General features: G+C 53.5%; 12 protein-coding genes. 11 read left to right on the top strand and 1 reads right to left on the bottom strand.

Going from position 1 to position 15,145, the window contains the following annotated elements:
• Window positions 1–150: 150 nt before the first annotated feature.
• From H581_RS0124665 to H581_RS0124640, 6 genes are all read left to right on the top strand, one after another.
• Window positions 151–1,167, top strand: a complete 1,017-nt coding sequence (locus H581_RS0124665) for a LacI family DNA-binding transcriptional regulator (protein ID WP_028612333.1) — start codon at window positions 151–153, stop codon at window positions 1,165–1,167.
• Between the two features lie 126 nt (window positions 1,168–1,293).
• Window positions 1,294–2,169: an ABC transporter permease gene (locus H581_RS0124660; protein WP_425414654.1), complete on the top strand. Its 876-nt coding sequence runs from the start codon at window positions 1,294–1,296 to the stop codon at window positions 2,167–2,169.
• Between the two features lie 12 nt (window positions 2,170–2,181).
• Window positions 2,182–3,069, top strand: coding sequence for a carbohydrate ABC transporter permease (locus H581_RS0124655; protein ID WP_028612331.1), 888 nt, complete (start codon window positions 2,182–2,184; stop codon window positions 3,067–3,069).
• 71 nt (window positions 3,070–3,140) lie between these two features.
• Window positions 3,141–4,709 carry an extracellular solute-binding protein gene (locus H581_RS0124650; RefSeq protein ID WP_028612330.1) on the top strand — a complete coding sequence of 523 codons (1,569 nt, stop codon included), beginning with the start codon at window positions 3,141–3,143 and terminating at the stop codon, window positions 4,707–4,709.
• Window positions 4,710–4,778: 69 nt separating this feature from the next.
• Window positions 4,779–6,767 (top strand): glycoside hydrolase family 2 protein, encoded by a 1,989-nt coding sequence (locus H581_RS0124645; RefSeq protein WP_028612329.1) that lies wholly within the window; start codon window positions 4,779–4,781, stop codon window positions 6,765–6,767.
• Window positions 6,764–8,203, top strand: a complete 1,440-nt coding sequence (locus H581_RS0124640) for a glycoside hydrolase family 30 protein (protein WP_028612328.1) — start codon at window positions 6,764–6,766, stop codon at window positions 8,201–8,203. The genes H581_RS0124645 and H581_RS0124640 overlap by 4 nt, the downstream gene beginning before the upstream one ends.
• 342 nt (window positions 8,204–8,545) lie before the next feature.
• Here the strand turns inward: H581_RS0124640 and H581_RS0124635 are convergent, their stop codons facing one another.
• Window positions 8,546–10,597, bottom strand: a complete 2,052-nt coding sequence (locus H581_RS0124635) for a GxGYxYP domain-containing protein (RefSeq protein WP_028612327.1) — start codon at window positions 10,595–10,597, stop codon at window positions 8,546–8,548.
• Window positions 10,598–10,992: 395 nt separating this feature from the next.
• Here H581_RS0124635 and H581_RS38070 point away from each other — a divergent pair, with 395 nt between their 5' ends.
• The 5 genes from H581_RS38070 (at window position 10,993) to H581_RS0124610 (ending at window position 15,142) form a co-directional block, all read left to right on the top strand.
• A complete protein-coding gene (locus H581_RS38070; RefSeq protein ID WP_156889689.1) occupies window positions 10,993–11,136 on the top strand; it encodes a hypothetical protein in 144 nt (47 codons plus the stop codon).
• Between the two features lie 100 nt (window positions 11,137–11,236).
• Complete coding sequence (locus H581_RS0124625) at window positions 11,237–11,758, top strand: CBO0543 family protein (RefSeq protein WP_028612326.1); 522 nt, start codon at window positions 11,237–11,239, stop codon at window positions 11,756–11,758.
• Between the two features lie 514 nt (window positions 11,759–12,272).
• Window positions 12,273–13,637: an acyclic terpene utilization AtuA family protein gene (locus H581_RS0124620; protein ID WP_028612325.1), complete on the top strand. Its 1,365-nt coding sequence runs from the start codon at window positions 12,273–12,275 to the stop codon at window positions 13,635–13,637.
• A gap of 2 nt (window positions 13,638–13,639) precedes the next feature.
• A complete protein-coding gene (locus H581_RS0124615; protein ID WP_028612324.1) occupies window positions 13,640–13,984 on the top strand; it encodes an AtuA-related protein in 345 nt (114 codons plus the stop codon).
• A gap of 18 nt (window positions 13,985–14,002) precedes the next feature.
• The gene (locus H581_RS0124610) at window positions 14,003–15,142 is read left to right on the top strand and encodes an acyl-CoA dehydrogenase family protein (RefSeq protein WP_028612323.1); all 1,140 of its coding nucleotides are present in this window, start codon (window positions 14,003–14,005) and stop codon (window positions 15,140–15,142) included.
• Window positions 15,143–15,145 lie beyond the last annotated feature (3 nt).

The raw sequence follows: 15,145 nt of genomic DNA, 5'->3' as shown, positions 1-15,145 counted from the left end.
ATCGATTTCAAAAAAATAATACATCAATTTTAGTTGGGGTTATAAGCGAAACAGCCGTTTTTGGAACTATCGAGTAAATTATGAATTGTAATCGATATCATTTCGTGTTATTATCTAAACATCCAATACAAGATAAAAGAAAGTGGTGCTATGAACGACAGTCGAATCATCGATGTTGCGAACAGGGCGGGCGTGTCCGTCGCCACTGTGTCCAGAGTGCTGAATGGAAGCAATCTTGTAAGCGGGAAGACCAAATCCCGCGTCATGCAAGTGATTGAAGAGTTGAATTACACGCCGAATGCGGCAGCCAAGAACCTTCGTTCCAAGCGGTCAATGACGATCGGTGTCGTCGTGTCCGATATTGAAGTTTCTTACTACGCCGAGATCATCAAGGGAATCGAAAACATGGCGAATTCCTTGCATTACAACGTCATTATCTGCGACGCGCAAAATCAAAAAGAGAAGGAAGCCGGCTACGTCTCATTGCTGCAGAACCGGACGGTTGACGGAATGATCTTCGTCACGCCTTTTCTGAGCAATCAAGAACTCGTTGCGTTAGTCGAGGATGGATTCAATGTTGCCGTTGTCGGCCGGCTGATCGAGCATTCCGACATTCCTTGCATTCATACGGACAACGTGAAGATTGCAATAGACGTAGTGAGCCACTTGATCGAACAAGGGCATGAACGGATCGCGTTCTTAAGCGGATACGCGGACGCGATCGACAGCTACGAGCGGTTGGAAGGGTACATGAAGGCGCTGCGCGGAGCGAATCTGCCGTTCATCCCGGACTTAATCGAGAACGGAGACTTTAACGAAGACGGCGGGTACCAGGCGTTCCTCCGCCTGCTCGGCAAGAAGGCGTCGTTCACTGCCATCTTTGCGGCAAACGACGAGATGGCACTCGGTGTGTACCTGGCGTGTAAGGAGCTTTCGATAAGCATTCCCGAGCAGCTCGCCGTCGTCGGCGTCGACAACATTCGGATTACCAAATATGTGACGCCGAGACTAAGCACGGTCGAGCAGCCGAAATATACGATGGGTGCGCTGCTTGCCGAGAAATTGATCGATCGGATGAACGAGGACGTCTATCATGACCAACGCGTCTTCTGTGTGGAGTCGAAGCTGCTGATCCGTGAATCATCGTCATTCAGCAGAAAGCAATAAAGGCAACGCGGGACGAAGCAAAGGGCCAAAGTTCCCTTTTCTTTAATGCAAAATGTAATCGATTACAATAAAAGGGGTGTGTTTTCCTTGGGAAGCTTCTTTCGAGAGCTGAACCGCAATAAAGCGATGTTTCTTATGATCGCTCCGGTCCTTCTGTTTTTCATCGTATTCTCTTATTTCCCGATGGTAGGGGTCTATTACGCCTTCACCCGGTTTAGCTTCGATGGCGGGTTATTTGGAAGCGAGTTCATCGGAATGAAAAACTTCGAATTTCTTTTTAAATCCGGCGCGCTCTGGAATTTGACGAAAAATACAGTGCTGTATAACCTTGCGTTTATCTTAATCGGGAACGCCCTCCAGCTCGTGTGCGCGATCCTCTTGAGCGAGCTTCCGGGTAAGTGGTTCCGCAAAACGACGCAGTCCGTCATGTTCCTTCCGTTTTTCGTATCGTTCGTCCTGGTAGGCGCGTTCGTCTTCAATCTTTTCAATTCGAACAACGGAGTCGTAAATACGGTATTGGCACAGCTTGGACTTCCCGAATACGATTTTTACCTCCATACCGAGCCGTGGAAATACATCATTACGTTCTTCGCCGTGTGGAAAGGTTTAGGTTATGGGACGGTTATTTACTTGGCGGCCATCATGGGAATCAGCGACGAATACCACGAAGCGGCGAAGATCGACGGTGCGAACATCTTCCAGCGCGTGCGCTACATCATCGTGCCGATGCTCGTCCCGACGTTCATCCTGCTCATTCTTCTCAGCTTGGGCGGCATTTTGAAAGGCCAGTTTGATTTGTTTTATCAGATCGTCGGAAATAACGGCATGCTGTTCGAGGCGACGGACATTATCGATACGTACGTCTATCGCTCTCTCGCCGTGAACTTCGACATCGGCATGGGAACGGCTGCTGGACTGTATCAATCGTTATTCGGCTTCGTACTCGTTTTGACGGTCAATTACATCATCAAAAAAGTCCGCGAAGACTATGCGTTGTTCTAGGGGGAAACAGCTGTGAAAATAAAAACGGAAAAAGCGACGATTGTTTTCAACGTCATCGGCTACACGATTATAACGATCTTAACGCTGCTTTGTTTACTTCCGTTCCTGTTGATTGTATCCGGCTCCGTTACGCCGGAGAAGGAGATTATCGCCGAAGGATTTAAGTTCATTCCGAACCAATTTTCGTTGGATGCTTATACTGCGGCATTCAGCAATACCGGGCAAATCGTATCCGCGTATCGGGTGACCATCTTCTTGACGCTCGGCGGCACGGCGCTGGGGCTGTTCTTGACCTCGATGGCCGGTTACGTGCTGTCGCGGAATGATTTTAAATACCGCAATTCGCTTGCATTCTTTATTTACTTCACAACGCTCTTCAGCGGGGGATTAATTCCTTGGTACATCCTTATCGTGAACCAGCTGAATATGAAGGACAGTTATATGGCGCTGCTTCTTCCGCCGCTCTTGAGCGCCTGGAATATCATTTTGATGAAAAATTTCATGAAGTCGATACCGGATGCGATTACGGAATCCGCCAAGATCGACGGTGCGGCAGACTTCACGATTTATTGGAAATTAATCCTGCCCTTGTCGACACCGGGGCTCGCTACAATCGGGCTGTTTATGGCGCTTGGTTATTGGAACGATTGGTTTCTGGCGAACTTGTTCGTCACGACGGAAAGCAAATACCCGCTGCAGTTCTTATTGTACAAAATTCTTGCGAGCGCGGCCGTGCTGAACACGAATGTTGCGGGCAACCTGTCGCCGGATTTCCGGCCGCCGGCCGAGACGTTGAAGATGGCCGTCGCGGTCATCGCAACTGGACCGATCATTCTATTGTATCCGTTCGTGCAGCGGTTCTTCGTAAAAGGACTTACGATCGGCGCGGTGAAAGGTTAGCACCGGTTTCCGGCTAACATATATCGTTTCGTCATTACAAAGGAGGAGTCAGATAGGTGAGACAAGACAAAATGAAGTACTTCTCGTGGTTCGTTGCAATTTTAATGGTGGCAGCGCTGCTGTCAGGCTGCGCGAAGAGTTCGAACGAGCCGCTAGAAGAAAGTCCGACGACTACGAGCTCAGATTCCGCAGAAGGAAGCGAAGGCAAACTCGATACGTCAAAGAAGGTGGAACTGGTTTGGTACTTGCTTGGAGACGCGAATAAAGATCAAAAAGAAGTCATGGCGGAATTGAACAAGATGCTTGAGAAGGATCTGAATACGACGGTGAAGCTAAACTTCACAACGTGGACGGACTGGCAAACGAAATACAACCTTCTTCTGGCATCCGGCGAAAAGATCGATATGATCTTCGCGTCCACCTGGTCTGATTATTACAAATTTGCGAATCAGGGGGCGTTCCTGCCGCTGGGCGACCTGCTTCCCACATATGCACCGGAGACGTGGAAGAACGTGCCGAAGCAGGACTGGGACGAGGCGACGGTCAAGGGTAATATTCTCGCCGTACCGGCGACGTATCCGGAATATACGCCGGACGGTCTTGTCTACCGCGAAGACTGGAGGAATGAGTTAGGGCTGCCGGAAATAAAGGATTTGGATTCGATCGAGGCGTATCTCGATGGCGTCAAGAAAGCGAAAAACGTTACGCCGATCAACGGCAAGGCTTACAACGAAGTTTTCACCCTGTTCAAAGCGTACAACGATTATCAGCAGATCGGCGGCGACAGCGGCGTGATCGCAGCTTCTTCTTACGACAACCCGCGTGATATTATCGCCTATCCGTTCACGCCGGAGTTCGAAGCGTGGGTGAAGCGGATGAAAACTTGGGCCGATAAGGGATTCTGGAACTCCGATACGTTGTCTTCCCAGGTCGAGGCGGGCGATGCGATCAAGGTAGGAACCGGGGCCGTGTACTGGCGCAATGCTCCGGGCGCCGGCGGATACATCGTCGATATGGAAAAGAACAATCCGGAGATTAAGCTTGGCTACTTCCCGTTCACCCGCTTTCATAACTATGTGATGCCGAACCTGTCCGTCAACAACGCGATGGCGATTCCGAAAAACGCCGCGAACCCGGAGCGCTCCTTGATGGTGCTCGACAAGCTGCGCAACGATCCGAAATATTACGATTTGCTTAGCTATGGCATTGAAGGCAAGCACTATTCAATCGCGGAGGACGGAAAGTATATCGTAACCCCTCCGGCTAATCTTAAAGATACGAAGAATTTCGTTCCTTATGGCATCGCATCGTGGGGATTCCGCCTCGAATCGATGGAGCGCGTGAAGCAGGCATCCGGCTGGTCTGGATTTGACGCGCTGCTTCAGGAGTTCAAGTCGGAGAGCAAGCCGAACATTTTCGCGCCGGTCTTGTTGGATTACGCCCCGGTCAAATCGCAGCAAGCGGCCGTGAACGCCGTCATCCAGCAGTATGGCCTGCCGCTGATGATGGGTTTGGTGCCGGACGTAGATAAAGCGATCGAGACGTACCGCAAGCAGTTGGAAGCGGCGGGCGTAAATGATGTCCTGGCGTACGTAAAAGAGCAGGCATATGCCTACTACGATGAAAAAGGAATGAAGTAATTCATAACAGAGTAAAAAGGGGGATGAATCAACGATCATCCCCCTTTCTAATAGGAGGGAATAAGAATCGTGCTGCACACAACGTTATCATTCCGGACCGTCGACGGGATCGACATCCCTTTTCAAAACGGTATTCCGGTCCCTTCTTTCGAGCCGCAGGAGAGAACGATCGTCTCGCTGCATGGCGATTGGCAAAAGCAGCGGTTTCAAGCGGATCACGAGGCATCGATGATGCCGAGAGACGCCGCTTGGCATAAGGAACTGGAGCGGCGTGAAGGACTGTATTTGCATGGGGGAGAGTCGGACGTGCGGAAGGCACACCGGATTCCGTCGCCAGAGAACGAATTAAGCGGCGAGGAACGGGCGAATGCGGCCGAAACATACGAAGACGGCGTTTGGTATAGAAGGACAATTACGTTGGAGGCAATCCATGCGGACTCCTCGTATACGTTGAAATCGCTTGGCATGAGCTACATTGCGGATATATGGTTGAACGGCCGCTGGATCGGCTATCACGAAGGCGGCTTTACGCCCTTCGCCTTCGACGTCACTCCGTTTCTCCGGGCCGGGGAAAACGACCTTCGGGTTCGGATCGACAATCCGCCGTGGGGCAGCCGGAACGACACGATTCCCGCTCTCGCCGAGACTGATTTCTTCAATTACACGGGCATCATTCAGGACTTATATATCGAGGTTGCTTCGAAAGTTCAAGTCGTTCGGGCCGATATCGTACCGCTCGATACAGACGGCAGGCTGCGCTGCACCGTCGTCATCGACAATCGGGGCTCGAAACCTTGTCAGGTATGGCTCGAGGGGACGATATACGAGGCGGACGCGGTAAGCCCGAACTTCCTGGATAGTCCCCTCGCATCAAGCATCAAAGGTCCCAAAGCCGCAACGGATCGACAGGTTCGGACCGAGATCACCCTAGAGGCGGAAGAAACGAAGGCCGTTCGCTTCGAGATTGTGGTGGAGCAGCCGAAGCTGTGGTCCGTGGGGGACCCGAACCTGTATGTGGCGGAGTTCAGACTGCAGGATGCCTTCGATGCTTCGGCGGAGGCGTTCGACCGGTTTCATACGCAGTTCGGGATTCGAACGATAACAACGAAAGAGACGATGATTTTATTAAATGGAAGCCCCGTGTTTCTGGCGGGTATGGCACGGCACGAAGAATGGCCGGATACCGGACGGACGGCATCGTGGGAACGGATTTTGGACGACTTGCGCGAGATAAAAGGAATTCATGCGAACTTCGTGAGGACCGGACATTATCCGAATCACATTTACACTTATTTGCTTCTTGACCGTATGGGGCTGCTCGCGGCAAGCGAAATTCCGCTCTGGCAGTTCGAAACCGGGCATTATGAAGCCCAAGAAACGAAGAGACTGGCGGATCAGATGTGGCGTGAGATGATTTTTTCGCAATACAATCGGCCTTCCGTCATCTTGTGGAGTACGCAAAACGAATCAAAGGATGTCGAGCTGCGTCTCGCATATAACCGGCGGATGGTCCGGGATTTGCGAGAACGCTATGACGATGGAAGGCTCGTGACGCAAAGCGCCGCCGCCGACCAGCCCGGTGCGCACGATCCGTCAATGGAACCTTTGGACGTTGCAGGCTGGACGACGTACTTCGGCATTTTCCATGGGGGAACGTACTACGAAGGCACGCGCTCCTTTTTAGAAGCTGCTCATGCCGCTTACCCGGATAAGCCCATTCTCAACACGGAATTCGGCCATTGGACGGGAGAGGAAGAAGCGGAAGAGAACAAACAATTGGCCACCTACGAAGACACGCTGCGCGCGCTGATGGAGAAAGCGACGGTCTCCATGGATGGCGGCTTGCGTTCGGACGGCTTCGTGGCGGGAATCGATTTTTGGATTATGTACGACTGGTACGTCAACCACAATCAGTGGATCGATACATTCGGTGTCTACCGCATGAATCGGAAAACACCGAAGCGAATCGCGGAATTCATTCGCCGCGACTACGGAGCTATTATGGGACAGCTGCAAGGATCGGCGGTTCCGGGATTGAAGGGTGGCCCGATTTCATGAGGAATTTCGCCAAATTCATCCTTATAATTTGCCTGATCGTTGGCCTTGCCGCATGCGGGACGGAGGAAAAATACGTTTCCGTAAGGGTATGGCTGACGACCCCGGACAAAAGCCGACTGCTGGAGCGCCAGGCCGATCTTTCCTTCGGGCCGGGCGGCTCCGACAACGAGACGGCTGTCGACATTGATGAAGCGCAAGCGTACCAGACGATGGACGGCTTCGGCGCCTCCATGACGGATGCATCCGCTTGGTTGATTGCGAACCGGCTTGCACCGGAGCGACGGGACGAATTAATGGCGAAGCTGTTCGATCGCACAGAGGGGATAGGGATCAGCTACTTGCGGGTTCCTATGGGGGCTTCCGACTTTTCGTTAAGCCATTACTCGTACGACGATCTCCCGGCAGGAGAGAGCGATCCGGAGCTGAAACGCTTTTCCATCAAACACGATGAAGCGTATATCATTCCAACGCTCTTGCAGGCGCGAAAAATGAACCCGGATTTGAAGCTGATGGGGTCGCCGTGGAGCGCCCCGGGGTGGATGAAGACCTCGGACTCGCTCATCGGAGGCAGCTTGAAGAATGAGTATTCCGGAACATATGCCAATTATTTCGTGAAATTTATTCAGACGTATGAGGCGGCCGGTCTCCCGGTCGACGCTGTCACGCCTCAGAACGAGCCGCATCACGTGCCGGCCGACTATCCGGGCATGCGGATGGAGGCCGTGCAGCAGGCCGAGTGGATCAAGCATGATCTGGGACCGGCTTTGAGCAATGCGGGACTTGATACGAAGATCGTCATCTGGGACCACAATTGGGACGAAGCCTATTACCCGATGACAGTCTTGAACGACCCGGAGGCGAGCCGGTACATCGCGGGAACGGCGTTCCACGGGTATGCGGGCGAAGTGTCCAGCCAATCGAAGGTCAAGGAAGCTTACCCCGATAAGGACATTTACTTCACGGAGAGCTCCGGCGGCGCGTGGGCGCCGAACTTCGGCGATAACCTGAAATGGGATATGCAAAACCTGATCATCGGGGCAACCCGGCACTTTGCGAGAACGGTGCTGAAATGGAACCTGGCATTGGACGAGAAAGGGGGACCCCGTACGGGCGGCTGCCAGGACTGCCGCGGCGTCGTCACGATCGACAGTGCCACTGGGGCGTACACATTAAATGAGGAGTACTATGCGTTCGGGCATGCGAGCAAGTTCGTAGCACCCGGCGCCCGCCGTATCGAATCGACCGGTCTTGAGCCGGGGAGCATCGAAAATGTCGCCTTTCAAAATCCCGACGGCTCCATCGTATTGGTGGCATTCAATTCCGCGGACGCGGAGAAGACGTTCGTCGTACGTTGGAAAGGCGAATCGTTCCGAGCGACGCTGCCGGCCGGTGCGGCGGCTACGTATGTGTGGTCGCCACCCTCCGGCGCAAAGTAACTGCGCATGTGTCAACAACCTGCCCCGGGGCGACTGAAATTTTCAGCTCCCGGGGGAGTATTCTTTATTCCGCGCAGGCGAATTCAATCCATGAAAGGAAGAAGACCGGATGGTAGGGTTCAAGTGGTCAAGACATGACTGTACTCGGATTACATGATTCACTCGTCCAAGGTGCCTGTGTTCAGAGACGATAGCGGACGGCTGCTTCCAACTCTGTATCTCGTTTCGGTTATTACGGCTCCAGCCGTCAACGCAGGCTTGCTTTTCTTCTTGGAAGCCACGCCAAAAAAAGCGCCCCGAAAAGCAAATGGCTTTGCTTTCGGGGCGCTCTTTGTTCCTGGCTTATTTCAGGCCGTTCGCTTCCCGGATAAGCGAGAAGTATTGGTCTGCGCGAACGATCTCGTACTCCGCGCCAAGCGACTCAGTGAGTTTGACGACATCGGTCGGCGTCAAGCTCCAAGCGAGCAGTCCGAGCGATACGAATTGAGGCGACTTGCCGTCCCAGCCGGCTTTGGCCTCGTCCAGGATTCTTTTGCCGTCATCGACGGTGCTGATGCCCTGGATGGTCGATACCGGAAGCTTGCCGTCCAAGATCTCGACGCCGTGGCGGTCTTCCCAGCTTAGGAATAAGCCCGGCACTTTATATTCCTCCAGGTAAGAGGAGGCGGTTGCCGGGCTAAGCGGAACATTCTGCCCGTCGATCCGGTTGAGCACATACGGAATGTTCATGCCGGATTTGTTGAGATACGAATAGGATTGCTTCAAGAAGTCGCGGAGAGCTTGCTCCGGCCAAGCGTTCGGGTAGAAGTAACCCGCACCGGACGGACCGGCGATCAACAGATCGTTGTCCGTAGCCGTCGATTGGTAATAGTTCAGTATGGCCGGCGCGCCGTCATAGAGCAGCGGGCTCGAGGTCCAGTTGATCGGCACCTTGCCGCGGTTCGGGTCATCCCACAAATTGCGCATTTTGTGCTGATTGTATTGGAAATTGTCGCCTTCGCTGAACGTATAAGTGACGTAAATTTTATTCTCCAGCTTCGGCGTTTCAACCTTCTGCTGCTTCGCCGGATTCGCTTGCGTGCCGGAGAATACGGTCAGATTGCTGAACCAGTCGGCTGCGAGAACATAGACGCCGTATTTGGACGTGATTTCAACGCCGCTGAATTCGCCTTCGACGTCATTGCTGAACCAGCCGAGGTACGGCGTTCCCGGTCCGACATCCGCCAGCATTTTCTCGAAGAGCTCCTTCTGCTCCGGCACGTTCGCGTCCAGCCAGAAGACGCTGGCCTTGTTCGCTACGGCGTAATCGCGCAGGAAGCCGTACGGCTCTTTCTGACCTGAGGAGACCGGCTTCTCATTGCTTGCGGATACGGCAAATTGGTTCCACATTTCAACCGACGCCGTCAGCTGCTTCGTGCCTTCCGGCGCATGGAAGCTGTAGATGAAATAACGGCCGTTATCGGCAAAACGGTGGCCGCCGCTGCCCTCGGACAGCTGCGAGCTCTGGGCGTCATACAGGAATTGCGCCTCTTCCGGCGTGCCCGGAATGAACTGGGCGATCACTTGTCCGTCGGCCTTCACCGTTACTTCGTGGACAGCCGGGCCCCAGCCGTCCTGCGTAAAGGCGTCGGCAAACCGGAGGTAGACGGCTTCGCCTCCCAAATAAGGGCTCAGATCCAGATCATATACCTTCCGGTTATTGGCGTCGCGCTCCTGCGTCGTCTCTTGGGCGATTGTTTTAAACGAATTGAAATTGCCATCCGGCAATCGGACGGAGGTGTCGGGGCTTAGGCCGATCAGCATCCGGTGAGAGGTCTGACTCCACAGATTCTCGTACTGCCAGGTATAAGCATCGATCCGGTCCTTGAATTTGCCCCGCAGATCATCAAGCGCTTGCAGGTTGTAAGGAGCGGCTGCCAGCTTCTCTGCCAGTTCGGGACTCGCTACGACAGCGTCCTTCAAGCCGGCGAGCGTTGTCGCTACGTTTATGGAGTCCGGAACCATCGGATCGTAAATGATCACGCCCTTCACTTCATCCTTGAAGGAACGAATAATATCCCAGTAATTGTCACGCACCTTATACGGGACGTCGAGGTCATTCAACCATTTGAACTTGCCTTCCTCAGCGCTCTCGAGCAGGTAGATCCGCGGTTCTTGACGGTTCACGATGCCCTGAAGCGTGGCGAGCAAAATCTTCATATCGCCCGGCGCGTCATAAATATCCGCTACTTCAAGCCGCTTGGCCTTCGCGAACGAAGGGAGCTCCTGCTCGGCAGGCCAGGATATGGCGGATTTCGCGGGCGGTTTAGCTGCTGTATCTGCGGCCACTCCGAAAGAAAGCGACATCGTGCACAGCACAGCGACTGCTGCCGTGCCAAGTTTCCGTAACTTCATAAAGCACCTCATTTTCATAGATTAGAATAATGATCATTGCGGTGTACACAGGCCTTGCTGACTTGTACGCTTGCTTGCCATCCCAAGTATAGACGGTTGAAAGCCCCTCCCCCTTTCCTGATGGATCGGCTGAGATCAAAATAACATCTCTAAATATATAAAATATATATAATCATAACAATTGCAATACTTTCGACAAAGGTTATCAATTTATAGCAGAAAACGAGGCGGTTATAGGGCTAATGTTTTAGGGAGGAATGCATGCTTCGTGCTGCTTCGAGCCTATATCCCTCGGAAGGCATCCAAGTGTAAAATAGACATTAAAGTTATATTGTATATAACAAATTTATATGAATAAATAAAACCGTAAGCGCCATATCGGAAATGGATTGTCTGTGCGTAAAGAAGATAAAGGCGGGATAAGCGGAATTGCGGCGGTAAGAAGAGAGCGCCCGGCGCCGTGCGGCGCCCGCGAGGCGCTCGAAGATTTGAAGCTGGCGGAGGCTTATATCCGGTCGTTCTATTCACAGCATGCGTGAAGAAATTAGTTTTATTTTCGGGCGGACCGGCAAGTATTAACTTGGGTAATATTGGGAGAGAATGAATAAAAAAGAAGATAAAATTAGGGGAGAATTCATCATGCACTTTGCACTTGGCATCCTAACCTTAATATGTGCATGGCGATGGGGGGATTGGAGGAACTGGAAGCAGTACCATTCTACAATGATGTACTTTGCGCTGGGAAACCTGCTTTATAATTTCCTGACGGCAAATCATTTCTTATGGAAGCTGAATCCGGATTTCATGCAAGATCACAGCATGACGGAAATGGTATATACGTTTATTACGTTTCCGGCAACCGCCCTGCTGTTCTTGTCGAATTATCCGGAGCAGATGAATAAAAAGATATTTCATTACCTGCAGTGGATCGCCGTTTATGTCGTGATTGAATGGTTCTTCAGCACAAACGGACGTATCGTGTATCAGCACGGATGGGGCTTGCTGTGGTCGGTTATTTTCGACTTCACCATGTTTCCTATGCTCCGCCTTCATTACAGAAGGCCGCTGCTTGCTTATGGCATTTCCGTAATATTATGCGTCTTCTGGGTATGGCTGTTCAAAGTTCCCGTAGACGTGGCTATTGAGAATAGGGGCGGCTGAGCCGTAGGAGCTCCTCATCCAAGGAGCAACAGCTAACCGGAATTTCTCCTTCTCATTATATAATGGGAAGAGATGTCTTACGGGGTTTTCTCCCGTTAATTCAGCCGATTTTATCCAAACGAGTCCTTTTGGAAGGAATTAGCGGGAGAGTTTCCCGATAGAACGAAGATTTGCTGTTTCAGGTTCATATTAGAGGGAGATATTCCGCTTCGTATGAGGAATAGTCAATTGGAATAGTCATGAGGAATAGTCGTTAGTCGATTGTCGATTGCGAGCTATGAGGGATGATTTCCGGTTGGATTGCCTCTCTTCAGAGACTCGGCGTATCAGATTATCATTATATACGAAATGAGAACAGTTAGGGATATCCATCGCGATATCCTTTTTTTGTGCTGAGGTTTTTAACAGGACCATACAATAAATAAAGAAGGATCAAGTCGAATCAGAGCCATCCTTGCTGGAAAATGATGCGGTCCGTTCTGCATGAGCAGCTCCATATCGAAGGGGGGATGATGTGAGAACGATCCGGATTGGGGCAGGCCAAGGATTTTACGGGGATTCCCTGCTCCCTGCTATCGAGACGGCGAAGCGCGGAAATGTCGGTTATTTGTGCTTTGACAGCCTTGCCGAATTAACGCTGGCCATCCTGCAGAAAGACCGTCAGAGGGATGCGTCCAAGGGATTTGCGAGGGATATTGCGGTTACGATGAGGGAGCTGCTTCCTTTTATCCGAGAGAAAGGAATAAAGCTGTTAACGAACGCCGGGGGAATGAATCCGCTGGGCGCCCAGCGGGAGGTCGCGCGGATTGCAGGCGAGTTAGGCTTGCAAGGGCTGAAGGTGGCGGTCGTCACGGGCGACGATGTGCTGGACCGGTTGCAGGTATGGGAATCGCAGGGGATTTCTCTCGCTCATATGGAAGACGGAGGCGATGCGTCTGGGATCAGGAGCCGGATCGTGTTCGCTAACGCCTATCTGGGAGCGGGGCCTGTCGTGGAGGCGCTTCGGCAGGGAGCCGATGTCATCGTAACCGGTCGGATAACGGATTCCGCATTGTTCCTCGCGCCGCTTATTTACGAATTCGGATGGGGACCGAAGGAGTGGGACCGGCTCGCGCAAGGCTTGTTGATGGGTCATCTCATGGAGTGCTCGGGGCAGGCGGCGGGAGGCAATTTCAGCGGCGATTGGCAGTCGGTTGAAGCGCTGGACCGCATCGGCTTTCCCGTGGCGGAGGTTCGGGAGGACGGAGAGTTCGTCTTGACCAAGACGGAAGGAACGGGCGGGCTGGTATCCGCGGATACCGTCAAGGAACAGCTCTTATATGAAATTCACGACCCGTCCGCCTATATGACGCCGGATGCCGTGCTTGACGTCACGAATGTGCGGCTGCAGGACGATGGGCCGAACCGGGTGCGGGTAACGGGTGCCCGCGGAACGAAACGTCCGGAAACGCTGAAGGTTGTGATGGGTTATTCGGACGGCTGGCTGGGGCAGGCGATCTGGGGGTATTCCTGGCCGGACGCGCTGGCGAAGGCGAAGGAGGCGGACCGTATCGTCCGGAGCCGGATCCGGCGGATGAACCTGCGCTATGACGAGATTCATACGGATTATCTCGGCTATAATTCCTTGCACGGGCCGCTGGCGCGGGAGCCGGCGGAACAATTAAACGAAGTGTACCTGCGTATAGCGGTACGCACAGGCAGCAGGGAAGACGCGGCAAAGCTCGGCAGGCTTGTCCCTCCGCTTATGCTTAGCGGGCCTCCCGCAATGGCCGGCTTCCTCGGGATGATGAAGCCCCGAGAGCTGCTCGGCATGTGGTCCTGCCTCGTTCCGCGCGCGATCGTGGAGAATGTCATTCAAATCAGCGTTCTGGAGGTGTAGCGATGCCTCAAGTACAGCTTCGGAGCCTTGTGCAGGCCCGGTCCGGCGATAAAGGCAACACGGTGAACATTGCCGTTTTTGCCCGGAATGAAGCGCTTTACGAGCTGCTGCTGCGGGAATTGACCGCTGAGCGGGTGAAGGAGCATTTTGGCGGAATGGTCATTGGAGAAGTGACCCGGTATCCCGTGCCGAAGCTGCTGGCGATGAATTTTGTCTGCAGGGGGGCATTAGGCGGAGGAGGCTCGGCGTCGATGCGGATGGATAATCTGGGCAAGTGTTATGCGGCGAACCTGATGCGGCTTGAAATCGAAGTCGGAGAAACGAATACGAATCTCTCCCAGTCCTAAGCAGAGAGGTTGTGGGCTATGCAATTCGATCTGACGGAAGAACAAACGATGATTCGAGATGTGATCCGTGAATTCGCGCAGTCGGAGGTTGCGCCGGGGGCGGTTGAACGTGACCGGACGGGCGCTTTTCCAACCGGCATATTCGAGAAAATGGCTAAGCTCGGGCTTATGGGGCTTCCCTTTCCCGAGAAATACGGGGGAGCGGGGGCGGATACGATCAGCTTCGCCATCGTCGTAGAGGAATTAAGCCGGGCCTGCGCTTCCACGGGGATCACCTATTCCGCGCATATTTCATTAGGGGGAGCGCCTATCGACCGGTTCGGGACGGAGGAGCAGAAGCTTGCCTATCTAACCCCGCTGTGCCAAGGCCAATATTTGGGCGCCTTCGGGCTGACGGAGCCGGATGCCGGATCCGATGCGGGCGGTACCAGGACGACAGCCGACCCGGACGGGGACGGCTGGGTCATTACCGGCTCGAAATGCTTCATTACCAATGCCGGCTATGCCCGCAACCTCGTTCTGACCGCCGTAACGGACCGCTCCAAAGGGACGGGCGGCATCAGCGCTTTTATCGTGCCGACGGATGCGCCCGGCTTCACCGTGCTGAATAAATACGAGAAGATGGGACTGCACGCCTCCAATACGACCGAGCTTGTGCTGGATCGGGTAGCGGTGCCGGGAGAGAATCTACTAGGCGTGGAAGGCAGCGGCTATAAGCAGTTTCTGGCCATCCTGGACGGAGGGCGAATCGGAATCGGCGCGATGGCCGTCGGCATTGCGCAGGGCGCATACGAGAAATCGCTGCGGTACGCCAAGCAAAGGAAGCAGTTCGGGAGCGCGCTGACGGCGTTTCAGGCCATCCGGTTCAAGCTGGCCGATATGGCGATGAACATTGAGCTGGCCCGCAACATGGTGTATAAGGCGGCGTGGCTGAAGGATCAAGGGAGGGCCTTTAAGAAGGAGGCGGCCATGGCCAAGTTGTTCGCTTCGGAGATGTGCATGAAGGTATGCGATCAGGCGGTGCAAATTCATGGCGGCTACGGCTACATGAGGGAGTACGAGGTGGAGCGCTGCCTGCGCGATGCGAAGCTGCTGGAGATCGGCGAGGGAACCTCGGAAATTCAGCGGATGGTCATAGCGGCTCAAATCGGATGTTAGGGA

The sequence above is a fragment of the Paenibacillus harenae DSM 16969 genome, from assembly GCF_000422465.1.
GTDB classification, from domain to species: domain Bacteria; phylum Bacillota; class Bacilli; order Paenibacillales; family Paenibacillaceae; genus Pristimantibacillus; species Pristimantibacillus harenae.
This window is presented reverse-complemented; position numbering and strand designations above follow the sequence as displayed.